At 36.8% G+C, this 18,634-nt stretch carries 16 protein-coding genes; all 16 read right to left on the minus strand.

The window, feature by feature from the left end:
- Window positions 1-304: 304 nt before the first annotated feature.
- Window positions 305-784 (minus strand): hypothetical protein, encoded by a 480-nt coding sequence (locus OCV43_RS12140; RefSeq protein ID WP_262624214.1) that lies wholly within the window; start codon window positions 782-784, stop codon window positions 305-307.
- Between the two features lie 148 nt (window positions 785-932).
- Window positions 933-1,415: a hypothetical protein gene (locus OCV43_RS12145; RefSeq protein WP_262624215.1), complete on the minus strand. Its 483-nt coding sequence runs from the start codon at window positions 1,413-1,415 to the stop codon at window positions 933-935.
- On the minus strand, window positions 1,396-6,378 hold the full coding sequence (locus tag OCV43_RS12150; protein ID WP_262624216.1) for a DUF6531 domain-containing protein: 4,983 nt from the start codon (window positions 6,376-6,378) through the stop codon (window positions 1,396-1,398). Before OCV43_RS12150 ends, OCV43_RS12145 begins: the two co-directional genes overlap by 20 nt.
- A gap of 23 nt (window positions 6,379-6,401) precedes the next feature.
- Window positions 6,402-6,677 carry a hypothetical protein gene (locus OCV43_RS12155; RefSeq protein ID WP_022242323.1) on the minus strand — a complete coding sequence of 92 codons (276 nt, stop codon included), beginning with the start codon at window positions 6,675-6,677 and terminating at the stop codon, window positions 6,402-6,404.
- A gap of 12 nt (window positions 6,678-6,689) precedes the next feature.
- A complete protein-coding gene (locus OCV43_RS12160; protein ID WP_262624217.1) occupies window positions 6,690-6,977 on the minus strand; it encodes a hypothetical protein in 288 nt (95 codons plus the stop codon).
- 29 nt (window positions 6,978-7,006) lie between these two features.
- Entirely contained in the window at window positions 7,007-7,507 is a 501-nt protein-coding gene (locus OCV43_RS12165; RefSeq protein ID WP_262624218.1) for a DUF5082 domain-containing protein, read from the minus strand.
- A gap of 20 nt (window positions 7,508-7,527) precedes the next feature.
- The gene (locus OCV43_RS12170) at window positions 7,528-7,983 is read right to left on the minus strand and encodes a hypothetical protein (protein ID WP_262624219.1); all 456 of its coding nucleotides are present in this window, start codon (window positions 7,981-7,983) and stop codon (window positions 7,528-7,530) included.
- Window positions 7,984-8,004: 21 nt separating this feature from the next.
- On the minus strand, window positions 8,005-8,715 hold the full coding sequence (locus OCV43_RS12175) for a hypothetical protein (RefSeq protein WP_118087618.1): 711 nt from the start codon (window positions 8,713-8,715) through the stop codon (window positions 8,005-8,007).
- 18 nt (window positions 8,716-8,733) lie between these two features.
- Window positions 8,734-9,924: a hypothetical protein gene (locus tag OCV43_RS12180; protein WP_262624220.1), complete on the minus strand. Its 1,191-nt coding sequence runs from the start codon at window positions 9,922-9,924 to the stop codon at window positions 8,734-8,736.
- A 28-nt stretch (window positions 9,925-9,952) separates the two neighbouring features.
- Window positions 9,953-10,651: a hypothetical protein gene (locus OCV43_RS12185; protein ID WP_262624221.1), complete on the minus strand. Its 699-nt coding sequence runs from the start codon at window positions 10,649-10,651 to the stop codon at window positions 9,953-9,955.
- 63 nt (window positions 10,652-10,714) lie between these two features.
- The gene (locus tag OCV43_RS12190) at window positions 10,715-11,425 is read right to left on the minus strand and encodes a hypothetical protein (RefSeq protein ID WP_262624222.1); all 711 of its coding nucleotides are present in this window, start codon (window positions 11,423-11,425) and stop codon (window positions 10,715-10,717) included.
- Between the two features lie 48 nt (window positions 11,426-11,473).
- Window positions 11,474-12,175 (minus strand): hypothetical protein, encoded by a 702-nt coding sequence (locus OCV43_RS12195; protein WP_262624223.1) that lies wholly within the window; start codon window positions 12,173-12,175, stop codon window positions 11,474-11,476.
- An 87-nt stretch (window positions 12,176-12,262) separates the two neighbouring features.
- Window positions 12,263-12,955: a hypothetical protein gene (locus tag OCV43_RS12200; RefSeq protein ID WP_262624224.1), complete on the minus strand. Its 693-nt coding sequence runs from the start codon at window positions 12,953-12,955 to the stop codon at window positions 12,263-12,265.
- Between the two features lie 40 nt (window positions 12,956-12,995).
- Complete coding sequence (locus tag OCV43_RS12205; protein ID WP_262624225.1) at window positions 12,996-13,706, minus strand: hypothetical protein; 711 nt, start codon at window positions 13,704-13,706, stop codon at window positions 12,996-12,998.
- Between the two features lie 70 nt (window positions 13,707-13,776).
- On the minus strand, window positions 13,777-14,070 hold the full coding sequence (locus tag OCV43_RS12210; RefSeq protein ID WP_022242273.1) for a WXG100 family type VII secretion target: 294 nt from the start codon (window positions 14,068-14,070) through the stop codon (window positions 13,777-13,779).
- 50 nt (window positions 14,071-14,120) lie between these two features.
- Window positions 14,121-18,632 carry a type VII secretion protein EssC gene (essC, locus tag OCV43_RS12215; RefSeq protein WP_262624226.1) on the minus strand — a complete coding sequence of 1,504 codons (4,512 nt, stop codon included), beginning with the start codon at window positions 18,630-18,632 and terminating at the stop codon, window positions 14,121-14,123.
- Window positions 18,633-18,634 lie beyond the last annotated feature (2 nt).

Raw genomic sequence — 18,634 nt, forward strand, 5'->3', positions numbered from 1 at the left:
TATCTGAAATGCATTTCTGCAATTCATTCAAAATATTTCATTTTCAGACTTGACTTTTAATAGTTAGTCTTTCTTATAAATGAAACTATTGCCCCCAAAATAATAAAAGCTATTACACACACTGCTATACATGCTGTAAAGCCCATATCGGCTCCACGATAATAGCTATCAAATGCTCCCAGTAACCCCAACACACTATATACAAAAATTCCTGCTCCTGTTTGTTTTTAAATTGCTTTGCCCTTTTTCACCATAGCCTCATCTCCATATTAAAGTCTGCAACTGAGCAAGTCACCTCTTAACATCATCTGGTAAACAATGCCATATGCTCTTTTTGTTTTTCTGATAGAGCATACCTCGCGTCTGTCATGCATATCTCCATATATTTTAAATCTCCCTTTATATAAAACATAATATATACCTGATAATTCTTGCCATACCATTCTTCCACCGAAGAGAAATAATAAACTGTATAAGAAGGTTTCTCCATATTTCCTGTAGTCACATCCCCCCGCAGGAATCCTGTTTCATCCTGAATTTCCTCTAATACCTGGCTGCATGTGTTTGCCGACTTTAACTTTTTTATTGCATCTTCATCTCTGAATTTCAACAGACTGCTTTCATCGACATTGGACAATTCGATTCCATAAATCAGATAAGAGTTTTCCTTTGATTTTATCAGAAATTCGTTACCTATTTTGCCGCGTTCAGCCCCTTCATCATCCATATATACCTTAGGTATGCTTGCATCGACCTGTGACAAATGTATACGATAATACTCCATATAATGTTCACTTATTAAAATATATATTAAAAAAATTGTCCAAAAAATTGCTAGTCCTATTGAAAAACAGCGAAATCCTTTCAAAATTTTTTCTTTCTTATATTTACTTTCAGGCATGTTTGATTTTCTCCCTTGAATTCATTCCGCGCTATACTCCTGTTCCGCATGCAATTTTATATACTCTGTCATTTTCATCAAAATAGAATGATGTTGAATAAATACCATTTTGAACCGCATATTCATTTTCTTCCTCATTACTTAAAGTTTCCTTTAATCCATATGCCAGCATAACTTCTTTTTTTGATGAGCCTACCCCAATTTGCAGTATTCCAAATCGAATATCAGGATCTGTAATTCTAACACTTTCCGGATAATTTCCAATAAAGGTATATTCTATATCTTCAAATTTAATATCCTCGCAACTTCCATATAATTTTTCTCTGCTAACAGGGTCACCTTCTTTTTCTAAAATTTCCTGTTTGCTTTGACGAAAAAAACAATTAAAATCGTGTAATCCATATGTACCGTATTTCATTTTAAGAAATATAACTAATACTATAAAAATAAGAATAATAATACCTATAACTACCATCTTCCTTTTCCCCTTTCTTCTATTCATCACATTTTCCATCTAATTTACCCTCCTTATATCTAAGTTTTCCCATTGGTTCATTCAACCATCCATTTTTTAATGATATTTTTATATAACTTTTCTGTATATTGGATAATCGATCCTCATATTCACCATATTTACTAAATGGTCTTGTCCATGTTGGACCGAATCCCACATTTCCATCATATGCATAAACATCACCACTCACTATCTTAGATAGCTCTGACGCAATATTAGCATCATACCTAAAGTATGTACTTAAATTTCCTGAATTGCAACCATATATATTCAAGGTTTCTATCTCTTTATATGATAAATCTGATATTCCTTTAATAGCTTTACCTGATTTATTTTTTCCCGAAATACTTAAAGCTTCTGTCTCTGTATTATCTATAAAAATAAATGTTGTTTCATTTGAATGAGTATATATTTCTACATCCTCAATATTTGCAATTCCATCTGGTGTCATTCCCATATGATTCCAACCATCTACGAAATCATTTGCATTTGCAATTGGTATCATTACGACATTTTTGCCTTCACTCTCTAACTGCTCTTTTTTCCAATTTGCCTGATCTGTAAAATCAGAATTCTCTCCAGTTGTATAAAAAATGTAAGATACCGTCTCATCACATTTTAACATATCCATCAATGCCTTTATCACACCTGCAGTCGGTTCCATTCCATTCAAATCAACCAAATCCAACGGTCTGTTCCAGCAATAGTTGTAATGGTTCATTGTATATGGTGCAGCAATATGCCCCTTTATAAAATCTTCACTGATAAATCTGCCAACTCCGGCATCATATCGTCTTGCCTGTGCAAAGTATAGTACACCAACGCTGTCCATCTGATAACCGGTAAATCCAAAGCTTTGTAAAGAATCTTTAAAGATATCTTTTGCAGTCCGAATATCATTACCAAATTCGTCAAATCCGTAGACTTCCTCGCTTCTTCCATCTTCATCTGCAAGGCGCATCGGGCTTCCCAAATCATCCTGGAAATAGAAATGGTCTCTTCCATTCTCTTCCATTCCTGCGACATTTCCATCCCAGAAATAAGTCTGGTCTAATCCATTTCCGGTTTTCTGTAAGAGGTTGTGATACTGACGGGTAAGATCGAGTGTATAGCGGATGGTCTGAGTTACATCTGCATTTCCTGATGCAATGGTTTGACCCACACGATGCCCCAGACCATTGTACTGATAGTATGCCTTCGTGATTTCTCCGGCTGTCCGGTCAACAGAACTGCTCATCCGGTTCGCCGCATCAAATCCGTATGCTTTTAAAACCTCTTCTCCGCTTGTTACGGATAACAGGTTTCCTCTGTGGTCATAATTATAATTCCTGGTTCCGCCTGCATTTGTCTCCTGCATCAACTGGTTCTTTGTATTGTAATGATAGGTTGTTACAAGTTCCCCTGCTGCCTGGTACTCTGTCCTGGTATTTCTGTTTCCAAAGGCATCATATCCATAGGTACGAAGGGTCTTTCCGTTACATGCTACGCTGGTCAGTCGATTCAATGCATCATAATCATAGGAAAAGTTTCCACTGTCTTCCGGCAGTCCCGGTCTCTCTTTTTCAGCCAAGACCTTATTTCCCATAACATCATAATCATAGTGATAACGCTCTGTAAAGTCTGCTCCGGTATGTAAAATCTCTTTGATTTTTCCTGCCCCATTGTAGCTATAGTCTGTACGATTTCCTCCCGGGAATTGCTTTCCAGTCAGTCTTCCAGCTTCATCGTAGCTATAGAGAATTGTTTTCTCCTGTGCATCATCTGAAAGGAGTTTTAAAGCCGACAACTGCATGGCTTCGTTATATTCGTATGCTGTCCTTCTTCCATCCGGATAACAAATTGCCGTTCTCTCACCCATACTGCCCCATTCATAGCCTACGGTTTTTCCATATGGGTCTGTAACAGAAGCAATGCGTCCTGCCTCATCCATGGCAATCTTAGTTGTGCCAAGCCAATCTCTTACTTCTTCTAACTGGCGGATTGCATTATAGGTCAAAGATACTGTTCGTCCATCCGCATAACAGATTTCCTCTACCTGTCCATCTTTTCCGTAGTGGAAGGATGTCTCATAACCATCTTTATCTATCTTTGCTTTCATTCTTCCAGCCGGATCATAGGTATAGCACTCCACATCTCCCAGCGGGTCTGTCACTGCTGTAACATGACCTTCCTTATTCCAGGTATATACCGTGTTCTGTGGTTCTTCCCCCTCTGCTCCGGTGCAACTGCTCTGTGTCAGATGTCCCATGGCATCATACTGGTAGAAAGCCTCATTTCCCATGGCATCCGTAACTTTTGCAAGATTACCGTTTGGAGTATATTCATAGCAGGTCTGATTTCCATTTTCATTTTCTGCCTTTATTACTCGTCCCAATGCATCATATGTAAAATGGGATATACCTCCTGCCGGATTTTGAACAGATATCATACGATCAAGGCTGTCATAGTTATAACGATAACTTTCTCCTGCCGTAGTAGTACGCTCCGTAAGATTTCCCTTTGCATCATAGCCATAATGCTCTCCGGCACCATCCGGATAACGTACACTTTTTAATCTGCCACCCTTTTCATATTCATAAACAGTACTGCTTCCATTTGGATAACAGATGCGTTCTGCTTTTCCAAGTTCGTTATAGAACACACTTGTAGTTGCCCCTGCTGGATTAGTGACGCTGGTTCGCCTTCCCAAATCGTCATAAGTGTAACTTGTTACCTGACCGGCTGCATTGGTTTCTTTGATAAGATTTCCCTCTCTGTCATATTCATATGCAGTCTTTGCGCCATCTGCCTCTAAAACCTCTGTCAGACGGTTTACGGCATCATAACAATAACGGGTTGTATTTCCCGCAGGATCTGTCATTTCTGTCCGGTTTCCTGCTGCATCATAAGCATACGTCACCACTCCGCCCATCGGAAGTGTCTGTTTTACAAGCCGGTTGTTGCTGTCATAGATATATTCCTGTCTGCCCTGATCCGGAGCTGTAACACTACTGATATTCCACATCTTATCATAGGTAAAATGTACTGTCTGTCCTTCTTTGTCTGTATATGTCTCTACTTTTCCAAGTGGATTATAAGTAAATCCTGCTTCATTTCCATCAAAATCCCGGATTGCCATAATCTTTCCACCCGGATTATAGGTATATGCCCTCTGATTTCCCAGAGCATCTGTTACTGCTGTGATACGATTTGCCGCATCATAAGCATAACGTGTCACGTTGCTGTTGGCATCTACTGTTTCTGTCACCCGGTTTAATGCATCATAGCCATAAGTCGTTACACTTCCGCTGACATCCTTTAACTTTACAATGTTTCCTCTTTCATCGTAACTGATTTCTAAAAAACTGCCATCCGCATAAGTAACTGCCTGTGGTCTTCCTGCTTCATCATTTTTGACTGCAACTCTGTTTCCATACAGGTTTTCCGTCCCTGCCAGATTTCCTTTTGCATCATAATGATTTTTCAGACGTTCTTTTCCATTGATGCTTACACTAAGCAAATGACAGTCTGCATCATAAGTATAATTCACTCTGCGCTTCATGGCATCTACTGTCTGGGTAAGATTGCCACGGTTATCATATGCCATCCTGGTGGTTCTTCCTAACCGGTCAGTTTTACTGATACACTGGTTTTTATCATTATAAAGATATTTCTCTTTTGTACCATCTTCATAAATTGTCTCTATGTTCCGGTAACGATCATCATGCACATGGATAATTTTGCTTCCATTTCGTTCTGTCAATGTCACACGACGATTTTTATCATCATAGGCAAAAGTCATTGTTCCACCATCCGGGAATTCCTGTTGAATGATTCGGAATCTTCTGTCATAGAGATTCTTAACAGATGTAACCTGACGGGCATTTTCCACCTCAGTAATTCTTCCGTTCTCTCCATAGCGATATGCATACTCTGCCCCTGATGCCGTTATCACTTTTTTCAGTTCTTTCTCCTGATACTGCAGCAAAACTGTTCTTCCGGTGTGGTCAGTTACTTTTTCAAGCTGTTCCTCTTTATTATAATTATATGTCAGACTGCTGCCATTGTCTGCTTCTGCTTTTTCCAGCTTTCCATCCTCAAGGTAGGAAAAAGAAATGCCCCTTCCGTTCATATTTTCTTTTCGAAGCATCTTTCCCTCCCGGTCAAAAGATATTCTCTCCTGCCCCGGATGTATAAGGATATATCCCTCTTCTGTTTCTTTCAGGAATTCCAATGCAGTATTTCTTCCAACATACTCTCCCTGCTCATTTTTATCATAGTAATTTATCTGTCCATCCGCAAGACGCACTCCGACGGTTCCGTTCTTTTCTTTCTCCAATGAAATCTGGTAATTATGTAAAAAGCAATTTCCCAGAACTCCCCTACGGCTGTCTTTTGAATTATAATAGCGATGAAAAGAAAGCGGTATCTCTCCGCCTATCTTTAAATCTTCATGTTCATAAATGAAATTTCCTGTGCTTAAATTAACCGGATCTTCACTGTTCATACAGCCTTCTGCATCCGTTCCAAGCATCTTTTCCTCTATGGTCTTCTCTACCGTTGCTTTGGAATTTCGAATATCCTCTACGTCTGCCTCTAAGACACCTTTCATCCTGCTCATATCCATATTTCCGCCATTCGGATTTATCGTATCTGCAAGATCATTTATCAATTTTATGATATTGTTGCCACAGGAAATCTGCTGACTTACTACACTGATATATTTTGTATCAACTGCCTGTACATCCGTGAAAATAGTCTCTATCTGCTGTGTTGTCGTATCATTTTTATCTAATATTTTCTTATGATATGCATCTACATCATTCACATAATTTTGAATGTCAAGTTTTCCAAACCATCCCTGTACCGTTAATCCAATATCTCCAAAAAAATCGGTTATCGTATCCCAGATCGTTGTTGATGTTACATCTTTTACATATTGTAATAGCTTCTGCTTCGCTTCATCTGAAAAATCTCTTAACATTTCTTCTTTTCCCCCATGCACGCTTATTCACTTACTGTTGCTGTTGCATTGCTTTCTTTGGTATCTAATGATTCTTTTCGATTCGTCATATAAGAAATTGTCTGTGCCAGTAATGTCACATATGCATCCTGCATCCGCTGAAACATATTTCCCATTTCTTCTATCTGTATAATTGTACTACCGCCGCACTCTCCTATATCCACCGCTGTATATGTCTTATCTGCCCATGTATCATGCAAAGTCTGTAATTCACTGATTTTATTTTCTAGTGCTTCTGTATTCGTTACTGTTGTTGCCATGATAAATCCCCCTTAAAATAAGTACTGATCCTTCTCATCTATTTCTGCAAGAAAATTATTGCAGGTATCTTTCGCTGTTTTTCCAAGTTCACTTATAATTCCTTTTAAACTGGAAGCATATTCTATAAAGGCGTCTAATGCGTCCGCTGTATCACCTTCCTGTATTGCCTCTTCTCTGATTCCTGCTAATATTGTCAAATAGCTGTCTACGCCTTCCTGTAAATCCTGACTGCGGGTTTCCAAAAGACTTGCCATTCCATTTATATACTCATCATCAATTTTTAATTCTATTCCTGCCATTCTGCTTCTCCTCTGTATTCTTTATATCCCTATTTTCCTTTTCTTGTAGTTCCTGCTCTTGTAGTATTTGTATTCATTGTTCTTGCTACTTCCGCTCTCGCTGCCTCTTCAGCTTCCAGTCTTGCAATAGTACTATTCATTTCCTGAATTGTATTACTACAAGCTGCAATCTTGTTCTGACATTCCACTATTTTATTTGCTATATTTGATATTTCCACATCAACCCGCACTTTTGCATTATCCAGACCACCATATACATTCTGATATTGCTGCCCGGTGAATATATCTGACATTCCAGCATAAAAACCGGCTACTATCTTACTGTTAATTTTGTTCAGCGACTCTGTTTCCGCCAATTTTGTATTGCTCGCTGTCTTGCTGTCAGACAACCTCGCCTGCAACACTCCCAGCTTTGTTTTTGTTTCCTGTAATTCACTTATTTGTTGCTGATATCCACGTATCTCACTCTCATATTGTGCGATTAATGTCTGATTTCGTACAATTTCATTACTACACTGTGATTTCGTCATTTGCATCTTCCTTTCCCACTCTATCCAATTTTTATGCCTTCTATTACACTTCTAAAAACAGGATGCCACTGTGGTATCTCTTCATATCTGCAAACACCACTCAATAAATGTATCTCCTCTTCTGTTCTCCAAATTGCTACAATCGTATAAATATCATCTTCCTGTGCATATGATGTATACTGAATTACATATATTTCCTGTCCATCTATATTCTTTCTGTAAGTCCCAATATTCTTATATCCCGGAACGGTTCTGGTATAGAGGTAATTTAAAGTTTTTACGAGTTCTATATTGCTTTCTTTCTGCTCCGTTAACTCCTGTGAAGATGCGCTGATGATAACATGCTTGTCTCTTACTATGTACATCTTATCCGGCAGTTTTTTCCCCATTCCATATGTTTTTCTCTTTTCCCCTACAGTAGCCTCTTCAAACCCTTCCGGTAATTGAATTTCTGCTTTTTCTTCCCATATCTTCATCTTCTATGCTCCCTTCTGTATCTACAGGTTGTCCCAGGTTTCAATAGATAAGTTATAATCTTCCTCTGGGAACTTTATATTTTCCAGTTCCTTTCCTGTTTCCATATCAGTTACGATAATCTGTAATGACCAGTTTTTGGTTCCATTCAATACATGATATATTTCTGAATCATATGTCAAAGTCATAAGTGAGCTCATCTTTGCCGTAAAGGTACTTTGACTGTTTAATATTTCTTTTGATACATCCAGATAAAGTATTTTGTAATCATCACTAATTCTAAAATGATATAATTCTTCATCCTTATTTTGTTCTATTACTCTTTTTATATCCTTTTCTGTTAACTCCAGCCAATTTTTTCGCTGCTGCTCTGTTATCTCTGCAACCAGTCCCTCTTCTTTACTTTCATATCCATATTGGCAATATCCGGATTCTCTCATCTCGGCAATATACGACCTTTTATCCGTAAAAATAACTGGAATGATATACTTTTGTAGTCCTGTATTGTCATAATCTTTATAATAATTTCTTGTCAAATCATAGTCTTCATTTATCTTTTTTATCTCTATTCCGAACGGATTCTCATCTGCACTTAATACTACTGTCTCAGGTTCTTCCCCGACCTGTGATTTTTCCGGCACCATCTGCATCTTTTTATATACTATCAGTGCAGCTATAATTCCTATGATAAATAATGCCACTACTATAATTCCTGTTATACTTTTCTTTTTCATTTTATTTTCTCCACTTCTCTATATAAGCGCAAACATCATCATTACCAAAACTACGCATATAAGTGCTTCTCCCACAGCCTTAAGTACCACAGTCACACCCTCCATAAATTCGTTAACCATTTCCCAATCAGGCATCCACGACTCATTATATGATGATTCATAAGAATAAGTCACTTCTTCTACCGGTATATCTACTGCTTCCCATTCCGGCATATCTATGTTATTGGATTTTTCAATTTCAATAGATGATGCCACTTTTAAGTTATCATTAAGTGCTTCTTCTATTTCATACTTCACACTTGTGTTTTCTATTCCACTGCCATATTCCAATGTAAACACATTATTCCCTGCTTCTGCCGTAGTCGACAATACTGCTTTTGCATCCTGATCTATTGCAATTCCTATTGAAGAATTGACACTATATTGGTCATTTTGAAATAAATTTTCACTTGATACTTTAAAAGATTGCAACATCATCTGCTGTTTCTTTATTACCAAATTAACCGTTGACTGGTTTCCAAAATCTGTTGTTCCTTTCACGCTAACACAATAAGATGCCGTCATATCTACCCCTAATGGAACTGTAACCTCATATAGTCCTGCCTCTAATTCTACATCCGGAATGATTGATAATACCCATGCAGCAACTCGATTTATATACTCCAATTGTTCCTTTTCTGAAAGTGCTTCAAATTCATCATATGTCAAATTTAATCTTGAAACGGAAATAATATACTCTGCTGCTTCTTCTGCCTTTCCATCTTTAATTAAATTTCTTACAACACTCTGCTGCATTTGGTCTAATCGTTCCCTGTCAGCCTCCAGTGTTGTTCTTAATTTTTCTATATCAAGATTTCCACCATTCGGATTAATATTATCTGCTAAGTCTGTAAAATATGTAATTATTGCATTTCCTGCCGTTACCAATCCGGCAACTGTTCCGATATGTCTGGTATCAACTTGCTGTACATCTGAAAAAATTTGCTCAATCTCTTCTTTTGTTGTAGAATGCTTGCTTATAATATTCTGATAATATCCTTCCATATTATCCAAATAGTCTGAAATACCAAGTTTGCTCAACCAGTCCTGTCCTGCCTGATTAAACTCTCCTTTTCCATTCTCAATTGTTTCCCATACACCGGAAGCAATAACATCATCAACATATTGCATTAACAGTTCTTTTGCCCCTGGCGAAAAATCTCTCATCATATTTTTCTCTCCTGTTCAATTTCATTTTTTACAGGTTGTCCCAGGTTTCTTCTGTTATAGAAAACACCTCTTTCGGATAATCAATGTTTACCAACTCTCCTCCTGTAGATAAATCCTTTGCAACAACATGAATTGACCACTCTGCATTCCCATTTAATATCTGATACATTTCTGAATTAAAAAATATAATCATTAGTTCTGCCGTAAATGTAAGTCCGTTTGCCTTCTGAGCTACCTGACAATTAACTTCGGTATAATCATCCGAAACCGATATTTTATACAATTCATCTTCATCTGTTTTTTCTAATTCATTACTAATATTTTTTTCGGCTTTCTTTATCCATTTTTCCTTTTGTTTTTCATTCAACTCTATAATAATGTTCTTTTCTTCATCCAAATATATATATTGGCAATACTCAGTTGCTCCACGTATTTCTTTTATAAAATCAGTTGCATTCGTATATATAGCTGTAATTTCAAATTTCTGTAATCCTGTGTTATCGTAATTTTTGTAATAATCCTTCGTCAAATCATAATTTTCATTTATTTTTTTTATTTCCATTCCAAACGAATTTTCATCTGCACTTAATATAATTGTATCCTCTTCTTCTCCTGTTTCTGTTTTCTCCGGTATTACCTGCTCCTTTTTATATATTACAAGCGCTGCCACAATTCCTATCACTAATATTGCTATCACTATAATTCCCATTATGTTTTTCTTCTTCATTCTTATTTCCTCCACTTTCTTATGATAATACCGCTGAAATTGCTATTGATACTCCACCTATTTTTACAAGTTGTCCCAGGTTTCAATTGATAAGTTATAATCCTCATCTGGGAATTTTATATTTTCCAATTCATTTCCTGTTTCCATATCAGTTACGATAATCTGTAATGACCAGTCTTTGTTTCCATTCAGCACCTGATATATTTCTGAATCATATGTTAATGTCATAAGTAAACCCGAATGTATCGTGGCGATATTTTGATGGTTTAATATTTCTTTTGACACTTCCATATATAGCGTTTTACAATCATCACTAATATTAAAACGATATAACTCTTCATCCTGACTTTGCTCTATTACCCTTTTCATATCCTTTTCCGTCAATTCCAACCAATTTTTTCGCTGCTGTTCTGTTATTTCTGCAACCAGTCCCTCTTCTTTGCTTTCATATCCATATTGGCAATATCCGGATTCTCTCATCTCGGCAATATACGTCCTTTTATCCGTAAAAATAACTGGAATGATATACTTTTGTAGTCCTGTATTGTCATAATCTTTATAATAATTTCTTGTCAAATCATAGTTTTCATTTATCTTTTTTATCTCTATTCCAAACGGATTCTCATCTGCACTTAATACTACTGTCTCCGGTTCTTCCCCGACCTGTGATTTTTCCGGCACCATCTGCATCTTTTTATATACTATCAGTGCAGCCACTATTCCAATTGCAAACAATGCTATAATGATTATCCCCACTACATTTTTCTTTTTCATTATTATGTATCTTCACTTTCCTATCTTTTGTATAAAATAATTACCATTTTACATATTGTCCCAATTTTCAATAGATATATGATATCCCTCTTCTGGGAAATTTATATTCATTAATTCACCACCTGTTTCTAAATCTTTTCCAACAATGTGTATTGCCCAATCTGTTTTTCCATTCAGTACCTGATATATTTCCGAATCATATATCAATGACATAACAAGTGCTGTATGTGTTGTTGTTTTTCCATTTAGTATTTCTTTTGAAATTTCCAATTGAAGTTCTTCATAGTTATGAGTAAATTTAAAACTATAAAACCCTTTTTCACCTTGTCCTATAATTCTATTGATATCATTTACAGTATAATTAAGCCACTCTTCTTTCTGCTGCTCTGTCATTTCTGCTATTATATTATCTTCCTCATCTATATAACCATATTGACAATATCCTGATTCCCTTAACTCGGCAATATATGTCCTTTCATCTATTGCAATATTAGGTAAAACAAATTTCTCCAATCCATTATTATCATAATTTTTATAATAATTTTTTGTCAGATCATAATTTTCATTTATCTTTTTTATCTCTACTCCGAACGGATTCTCATCCGCACTTAGTACTACTGTCTCCGGTTCTTCCCCGACCTCTGGCTGTTCCAATGCTTTCTGTTCTCTTTTATACTGCATCAGTGCTGCAGCTATTCCGATTACAAATAATGCTATAATGATTATCCCTACTATGTTTTTCTTTTTCATTCTTCTTTTCCTTCTAAAGTATATAATTGTTATATTTTAATTCTTTCGCCTATCTTTAATGAACTAAGATTATTCTGTTACTGCATTTTATTCATCCCACATTTCTGCTGACAAATTCCATTCTTCCTTCGGAAAATTGATATTAGAAAGTTCTCGTCCCGTTTCAAAATCTTTTGTCACTATATTAACTGACCAATTATCATTTCCATTAAGTATCTGATATATTTCAATTTCCTCCAGCAAACGCATTATATTATCCATAACTTTCGTAGCATGTGCATTAATTGATACATCAGCTTCAATCATCGTATAATTCTCTGATACAGAAAATTTATACAAATCTTCTCCATCAGCCGATAATACTGTTTTATGAATAACCGCCTCTGTATTGCCAATCCAATCTTCTTTCTGCTGTTCCGTCATTTCTGCTATTATATTATCTTCCTCATCTATATAACCATATTTACAATATCCCGATTCCCTTAATGCTATAATGTATGACCTTTCATCTGTAGTGATATTAGGTATAACAAATTTCTCCAATCCCTTATTATCATAATTTTTATAATAATCCCTTGTCAGGTCATAATTTTCATTTATCTTTTTTATTTCTACTCCGAACGGATTCTCATCCGCACTTAATACTACTGTCTCCGGTTCTTCCCCAACCTCTGGCTGTTCCAATGCTGTCTGTTCTCTTTTATACTGCATCAGTGCTGCAGCTATTCCGATTACAAATAATGCTATAATGATTATTCCTACTATGTTTTTCTTTTTCATTTTTCTTTTCCTTCTATATTTTCAAAATATATGTTCCTTATCATTCGTTTGTTTTTACTTTTTCCCACATATCTGGTGATAGACGAAATTTTTCTTTTGGAAATTGAATATTCATCATCTCTTTCTGTGTTTCCATATCATTTACCATAATATGAATCGACCACTTCTCATTGCCATTAAAAATCTGATATAGTTCAGAATCATAAATTAATACTATAAGTGCTTCTCCCACTTCATCAATCAATGCACTTTGGTCAATATCCAACTTGATAACTGTATAATCATCTTCAACTGTAAATTTATATAACTCTTCGCTTTCCAGTGAATTCAGCTCTTCATCGATTTCATCTATGGCTCTGTCGATCCATTCTTCTTTTTGCTTTTGAGTCATCTCAATATATACTACTTGCTCTTCTTCATCTAGCCAGGCATACTTGCAATATCCTGATTCCCGCAATTCTACGATATATTCTCTTTCATCTGTAAAAATCCCTGTTATTTTAAATTCTTCCAATCCTGTATCATCGTAATTTTTATAATAATCCCTTGTCAGGTCATAATTTTCATTTATCTTTTTTATCTCTACTCCGAACGGATTCTCATCCATACTTAATACTATTGTCTCCGGTTCTTTCCCGGCCTCTGGCTGTTCCAATGCTGTCTGTTCTCTTTTATACTGCATCAATGCAACAGCTATTCCGATTACAAATAATGCTATAACAATTAACCCTGCCACATTCCTTTTCTTCATGTTTAAGCTCCTCTTTTATCAGAAGAACTGCCTGTTTTTTACAGGCAATCCTCCCAACTTATTTTTGCAATTATCCTCTAACTGCTGCTGCACCCTGTGCATCATCATCCTGTCTGTTCTGCATGTAACTCTGGATGAAATCAGAAATGCTCTGGATAGCATCTCTTGCATTTTCAAGTGCCGGTTTGTACTCATCTTCGAATCTTTCGATAAATGCATCTGCTGTCTGGTTAGTCCAGCCACCCTGTAATTCCCCATTCATCTTTACCAAAGCCTGAATTACCTCATCCAGTGCTTCTGCCTGATTCGCATAAACACTAACTCCTGATGTAAGTACCTCATAATCCACTTTGTTTACTGCCATTTTTCTTTTCCTCCTTAAATTTTTTATGGTTAACTGCTTTGCAGTATCCATCAACTTAGTTTTACGGTTTTTAATTTTGTCAGTTCATTCTCACAAATATAGAATGCATCACATGGTTCAATTGGTTTTGCGTATTTCTTTGCCACACTGATTGAAATATCACACATTTTAATATTCGCTGCATCTTCAAATATAAGATATCTTCGATTATCTTTCACTACTTTTAACAGCTCCGGTGCATTAAATGCAATATTGGCATTTTCTACATTTGTCATCAAAATAAATATTTTCATGGTGCGGTATTTTCCTAACCAGCTTCTGATAGCGGCAATTTCCTGCTTATTTCCGCTTATATCTGCAATGGCATCTGCACTCTCAATGATAAGTACAATCCATGGCTCATCCTCCAGTACATCAAGTTGTCCTTCCGAGAACTGCTCATAGCGCATCTGTACTCTCTGATCAATCTCATCAATTACTGTCTGCAATGTTTCTGATGTATTCACATACAGTGCCGTCTTAGGGTGAAACTCATACTCACCCCATTTACGTGTCATATCATCTAAGATATATAATTCTGCCTCGCCAAAGCCATTTTGTAATACAGACTCTATAAAATATTTTGCAAAAATGTCCTTGCCCTTTTCTTTTTTACCGGAAAGGGTCAACATTCCACCGGAAGTAAAATCGATTGCATCCGGTAATACCGTGTTATAATCCAATCCCAATACCACACTGCCCTGCTTCTGATAGGATGGATATACCTTCTGTATATATTCGGCATTCAGTTCCTTTGGTATCTCCGGAATCACCCGTGCCTTCTGACCGGCATATTTTCCATTCTGCATTTCTACAAATTTCCGGATTTCCTGTACTCGTTCAAATTCTTTCTCTCCTTCAAAGGATAAGTACATCTGACATTCAAATATATTTTTATTTATCTGAACCAGACTGCGTCCCGGTATATCCGGAAGTTTCATTCTGCAGCCCTCAAACATCATTCCATATTCGGATGTCTCATTACAGAACAGCGTAATTCTTCCTTCAAAGTTATTTAAATAGCGATATCCTATGCCCGAAGTCTGTGCGTTCGCAACAACAAATGAAATTCCTACTGCAATACCATCTCTGCACAATGGAAGCAGATAATCCTGATCCTGAAGATACATTTCCTTTAAAGCGGTCAGATTATCTATGAAAACAATAATCTGTGGTAAATCTGTTTTTCCCGTTTCCTTATATGCAACAAAGGAGCTGACTCCTGCCTCTGCAAATCTCTCTTTTCTGTTCTTTACTTCTGTATTTAACAACTTAAAAAGATTTTTTAGCTTCTCATCATCGGAAACACATACCACACCACCGCAATGATTCAATTCTGCAAAATTCTTAAGAATCATCGAGCCAAAATCAATCATATACATATTTACTTCTGATGGTGCGTAATTACCTGCTATACTTCGAATAATGGTCTGCAATACATTGGTCTTTCCACATTGTGCTGATCCGATAATCATATAATTCTGTGATGTAACATTCAGATTCAATGCCTCCTGCAACTGTCTGTCCGGGTCATCCAGCAGACCGACTGTCGCATAAATTTCCTCGGTATCTCTTCTTGCAGAATCTATATAATACAGAATTTCCGGCAATGGCGGCATACAGATATCCGGCAGCTTTGTAATATGTTCTTTTTTACAATAATCGGCAATATATTCTACAATTGCTTCTAACTGATTCTTATTATGTGCATCCTTCCGTTTCTCTTTTTTCTTCTGATATACCACTTTACGCATTCCGGCAAAATTAAGCTGACTGATTTGAAACTCTTTGCTTCCCTCTGTATCTTCCATCGTAGCCGGTGCCCCGCTATAGGCAGATTGAAACAATTCAAAAATTTCATTGTTTCCAACCTGAAGATATGCCCGTCCGGGCTCCTTAATCTCTGCTGCCAGCGGTGTCTTTAAAACCTCATTACTATCTTCTTTCGACTGCACTTTCAGGCACAGCTTGAATTTAGAGTTTGACCAAATCTGTCCGTCCACTACTCCACTCGGTTTCTGTGTTGCAAGAATCAGATGGACACCAAGACTTCGTCCGATTCGTGCCGCACTGATCAATTCCTTCATAAAATCCGGCTGTTCAGCCTTTAATTCTGCAAACTCATCCACGATTATTACAAGATGTGGTAAAGCAACGGTAACTCTCTTTTCTTTATACAGTTCTATGTATTTATCAATATGATTTACGCCTGCTTCTGCAAAGAGGTTCTGTCTTTTCATCAATTCTGCCTTGATGGATTTTAAGGAACGCTGTACCTCATTTCCATCAATATTGGTAATTGCGCCAATTAAATGAGGCAGGTCTCGGAACTGATTTACCATTCCACCACCTTTAAAATCAATTATGACGAAGCCAATTTCATAGGGATGAAAAATTGTTGCTGCCGACAAAATATAACTTTGTAAAATCTCACTCTTTCCGGAACCTGTTGTTCCTGCCACCAGACCATGCGGTCCATGAGCTTTCTCATGCAAATTAAGTGTAACGATTTCATCCTTGGCATTTACACCTAATGGGGCTGCCATAGATTTAAATATCTGTGACTCCTGCCAGCGCTGTGCCAGATTTAAATCTTCAACCGTAAATATATGCAGCAATTCATATAATGTAATATTTTTTCTAAGTGAATTCTCAAGGCTTATTTCTTCGCAATAAACCGGGGCAAGCTTTTCTGCCACATCTGCTGCCTGCTTATCGGTTATGGTATGATATTCAAATTGTTTTATCTGATTTCCATCCTCTGCCTTGCAGATGACTCCTTCACTTTCTGAATGTAATTCTATAATTTCATCACAATGCAGCGGCAGTTCCTCTGCACTGTTTTCAAAAAATACAAAAGTCATTCCAAGCTCTGATGCCTGCTCGATGTAGCGGGATATCGGATGATTCTTTATGCCGAATTCATTTTCCACAAGTACAATTCCATAGTATGGGATTTCTTCTGTCTGCTCCCGATAAGTCAGTTCCCGGAACAGACTCTCAAAAATATTATTTTTACTTTCATTATCGAAAACAATATTTCTTATTCCACCGGCATTCATAAGATGTGGCAGGAAGCGTGCCCACTGATACCTTTTTTCATCATCCACCAGCATATAGAGCCGGACATCTCCATAGTAATGACGAACCGCAATATCTATTACGATATTCTTAAACATTCCATACAAAGCTTCTTTCGTGCCAACAATACCAATTGCATTAGAATCTTTCATATCTGAGCAAATCGGTGCTCCGTCAATATGTTCAAAAAGCTGATAGATTTTTTCAGGCATTTCCGTCAGCTCATCTCCAACCTCCAACCGCTCCTGTTTCTTATAGTCAATCGGACGGCTGGATGCAATGGTTCCCTGTCCCAGATATATATGTAAAAAGTCTTCATCCTCCCTGGTCTTTTCAAACAGCCTTCTGTCAAAATGCATTGCCGTATCTATATCCTGCTGCACATTACAATACATTTCATTTAAGCTATCCAGTTCTTCCTGTCTTTCTGTTGCTACTTCTAACTTTTTCTTTTCAATATAATTGGTATATTTACGAATACGTTCTGCGCATTCCCGTTTATATTGTTTTCTTCCTGAAACAAATCCCAGAATTGAAGTTACAATACCAAGTCCCATAGAACATATACTGAAAATAATATAAGAACCTCCGGAAGTATTCATAACTCCGCGGACAACAATCATCAGCGCCAGCATTGCCACTGTTGGCATTAATGTCAAAACAATATTATTCTCAGGTTTTTTCGGAATTGCCGGTGCATCTAGGATTTCAATCTTTTCATCGGATAACTGCTTTTTTATTCTGGTATTCCGATTAAACAGCGGATAATGGAAATTATTCGTATGTGTACTGACTTCCTTCATCTCACCATTTGCGACCTTCAGATTTTCCCTGTCAAAAAATATCTTTCTGTCCTTATAATAAAAATGAAATTCTGCAACGGAAAAGAAATCACTGTCTTTCAATTCTGTCTTGTTCATCAGCTTTCTGCCATTCAGATATACACCATATTCTGAAACAATCTCTTCCAATTGACACTGTGTACCATTTAAAGTAAGTCTTATCTTGCTGTCGCTGCTGAATTTGCTATTTAAAATAATATCCGCTGTCGCATCAGTCGCAATATCTATCGTTCCGGTAATTTCCAGATAATAGTTATAGTCCGGCACTCTGGCTTCAAAATCAATTAAAAAGCGTAATTCAAATGCTTCATTTCCCGTTGATGCATAACAGACAGAAAGCACATTCCCATGCCTTACCTCTGTTGACAGAAGCTTTCGCATATCACCCCTGCTAAAATAAACATCATCTGAGCACTCTAAGTTCCAGCTTTTTCCATTTTTTCTAAACTCCATTTCGATTCCGGTAAAAAACGCTTCCGGATTCAATCGAAATTCACAGGATGAACCTGTTCCCAATTTAACCCGGTCCATATCCGGCTGAATCTCAAATTCCTTATACACTGTTCTGTTGCTGACAATTACTTTGTATTGATATTCCATCT

The sequence above is a fragment of the Roseburia amylophila genome (genome assembly GCF_025567465.1).
Classification (GTDB): domain Bacteria; phylum Bacillota; class Clostridia; order Lachnospirales; family Lachnospiraceae; genus Roseburia_C; species Roseburia_C amylophila.